This window comes from Segeticoccus rhizosphaerae, assembly GCF_009192725.1.
In the GTDB taxonomy this organism is placed as follows: domain Bacteria; phylum Actinomycetota; class Actinomycetes; order Actinomycetales; family Dermatophilaceae; genus Segeticoccus; species Segeticoccus rhizosphaerae.
In genome coordinates, this window is the sequence record NZ_VOHR01000441.1 from 1 (window position 1) to 2,561 (window position 2,561).

Annotated in this window: 3 protein-coding genes, 1 tRNA gene and 1 pseudogene; 3 read left to right on the top strand and 2 right to left on the bottom strand. The window is 73.6% G+C overall.

Going from position 1 to position 2,561, the window contains the following annotated elements; translation table 11 throughout:
• Window positions 1-265: protein-L-isoaspartate O-methyltransferase family protein (locus FRW57_RS20305; protein WP_420853272.1), on the top strand; the 265-nt coding region annotated here is incomplete at its 5' end.
• 155 nt (window positions 266-420) lie between these two features.
• Here FRW57_RS20305 and FRW57_RS20310 read toward each other — a convergent pair.
• Together FRW57_RS20310 and selD are read right to left on the bottom strand one after the other, a co-directional pair.
• Window positions 421-816, bottom strand: a complete 396-nt coding sequence (locus tag FRW57_RS20310; RefSeq protein ID WP_338016658.1) for a rhodanese-like domain-containing protein — start codon at window positions 814-816, stop codon at window positions 421-423.
• A gap of 2 nt (window positions 817-818) precedes the next feature.
• Complete coding sequence (selD, locus tag FRW57_RS20315; RefSeq protein WP_137122180.1) at window positions 819-1,814, bottom strand: selenide, water dikinase SelD; 996 nt, start codon at window positions 1,812-1,814, stop codon at window positions 819-821.
• 87 nt (window positions 1,815-1,901) lie between these two features.
• Here selD and FRW57_RS20320 point away from each other — a divergent pair.
• Window positions 1,902-1,997, top strand: a tRNA-Sec gene (locus FRW57_RS20320).
• Between the two features lie 165 nt (window positions 1,998-2,162).
• Window positions 2,163-2,561: pseudogene (locus FRW57_RS20325) on the top strand (L-selenocysteinyl-tRNA(Sec) synthase); the annotation flags it as partial.

A 2,561-nucleotide genomic window follows, 5' to 3' on the forward strand; every position in this document is an offset into this window, starting at 1 on the left:
CCGGAACGTCGCGGCCAGCGGCGTCGTCGGCGCCAGTGTCCGGCGGGCCACCCCTGGGGTGCTCGGCCACGCCACCGGCGCCCCCTACGACCGGATCTTGGTCTCGGCGGACGCGGGTCGCCTGCCCGACCCACTCGTCGACCAGCTCGCCGACGGCGGCGTGATGGTGTTGCCGGTGCAGGGTCGGATGACGCGAGTTCGGCGACGGGGCAACGACGTCGAGGTCGAACACCACGGGGCCTACCGGTTCGTGCCGCTGCGCTGAGCCCCAGCGCGTGGCTGGACCGCAGGTCACGCTGGCACTGCCCGGGTGAGCGGACGCCGTCCCGACGTGTCGTGCGGCGTGTCGCGAGGTAGTGCCAGCGTGACTCGCGAAAGCACGGGCTCGCGGCGGGTGCCCGTGCCTGCCGGCTGGACCCGTCAGCGCCGGACGTCGGCCAGCCCGTCCGCCAGCGGCAGGCCCGCGGCGATCCACGCCTCGACCCCGCCGACGACGTCGGTTGCCCGATGCAGCCCGACGGACCGCAGGCTGGCAGCCGCCAGACTGGAGCTGTAACCCTGCCGGCACACGACGACGACCAGCAGGTCCGGACCGGTCGCCTCAGGGATCCGGTAGGGACTCGTCGGGTCGAGCCGCCACTCGAGCACCGTCCGGTCGATGACGAGGGCGCCGGGCAGCTCTCCCTGGACGCGGCGCTGCGCCTCGGTCCGGGTGTCGACCAGGAGCGCGCCGTCGCGGACCGCCTCGGCGGCCTGCGTCGGAGTGAGCCGGCTGACTCCTCGCCTGGCCGCTTGGAGGACGGCGTCGATCCCCACGATCAGCGGACGGAGAGCGCGTGGGCGCCGCGGGGCGTGATCTCGCCAATGACCGGGGCCCCCGGCAGCCCCCCCACGACGAGAAGCCCGCCGCTGGTCTGCGCGTCCGCCAGCAGCAGCAGCTCGTCCTCGTCGACGGTCGCCTCGAGCTGCGGTCGCACCCAGTCGAGGTTGCGTCGGGTGCCGCCTGGCACGTAGCCGTCTCGGAGCGCCTCGCGCGCGCCGTCGAGGTAGGGGACGGCCGACGCGTCGACCACCGCCGACACCCCGGACGCACGGACCATCTTGTAAAGGTGGCCGAGCAGTCCGAAGCCGGTGACGTCCGTGGCCGTGGTGAGACCGGCTGCGAGGGCGGCGCGGGACGCCTCGTCGTTGAGGGCCACCATCGACGCGATGGCCTCCGGGAAGACCTCGCCCGTGGCCTTGTGCCGGTTGCCGAGCACCCCCACGCCGAGCGGCTTGGTGAGGCTGATCGGCATACCGACGCGTGCGTTGTCGTTGCGCAGCAACCGATCCGGATCCGCGAGGCCGGTGACGGCCAGCCCGTACTTCGGCTCGGGGTCGTCGATGCTGTGGCCACCGGCGACGGGGCAGCCGGCCGAGGAGGCGACGTCGGCTCCACCGCGCAGCACCTCGCGCAACAGCTCGGTGGGCAGCACGTCGCGCGGCCACCCGACGAGGTTGATCGCCACGACCGGGCGGCCGCCCATCGCATAGACGTCGGAGAGGGCGTTTGCCGCGGCGATGCGGCCGAAGTCGTAGGCGTCGTCGACCACCGGGGTGAAGAAGTCCGCGGTGCTGATCACGGCCAGGTCGTCGCGCACCTGCACGACCGCGCCGTCGTCGCCGGCCTCCAGCCCCACGAGCAGCTCCGGTCCGGGTGTGCCGATCAGGCCGCGGACGATGTCCTCGAGCTCACCGGCCGGGATCTTGCACGCGCACCCGCCCCCGTGCGCGAACTGGGTCAGCCGGTAGGTCGGTGTGGTGTCGGTGGTCATACACCCAGACCATAACCAGCCGCCGAACGCGATCAGGTCTGAACCCCGCAGCGGCTCTCGCGCCGCACACCGGCTAGCGTGTCCGGCGGAGGCGTACAGGTACCTGGTGGTCCTCCCGGTCTTCAACACCGGTGTGCGGCAGCATCTGTCGCAGGCGGGTTCGATTCCCGTCCGCCTCCGCCAACCGGCCCGGCTCCCCTCCCGCGGCCGTGCCGAGTCCACGAACCCGCGGACTTCACACGCCATCGGCCCGCGGAACCGTGCCGAGTCCACGAACCCGCGGACTTCGCACCCATCGGCCCGCGGGGCACGGGAGGCCGCGGGACGTCGCACGCCTAGGATCGGCACGTGTCCCGGTCCGATCCGCGTCGCCAGGTCCCCCGCACCGACACGGTGCTGGCCGACCCGCGGCTCGTCGAGGCCACTTCCCGGCTCGGGGCGGACTCGGTGAAGGCTGCAGTGCGTGCCTCCCAGGACCGCGCACGCCGGGGGGAGATCGCACCGAGCCACGTGGCCGGCAGCGCGGTGGCGTCGCTGCCACGGTCGGCCACCTCCCTGCGTCCCCTGCTCAACGCCACCGGCGTCGTGCTGCACACCAACATCGGCCGAGCGCCGTTGTCCGGGGCCGCGGTCGAGGCGATGACTCGCGCGGCAGGCTACGTCGACGTGGAGTTCGACGTGGACACCGGTGCCCGCGCCCGCCGGGGCAGGGGCACCCTGGCCGCGCTGCGGGAGGCCGTGCCCGAT

Coding starts and splice junctions, on each gene's coding strand:
- selD (WP_137122180.1), bottom strand. CDS start 1,814: ATGACCACCGACACCACACCGACCTACCGGCTGACCCAGTTCGCGCAC.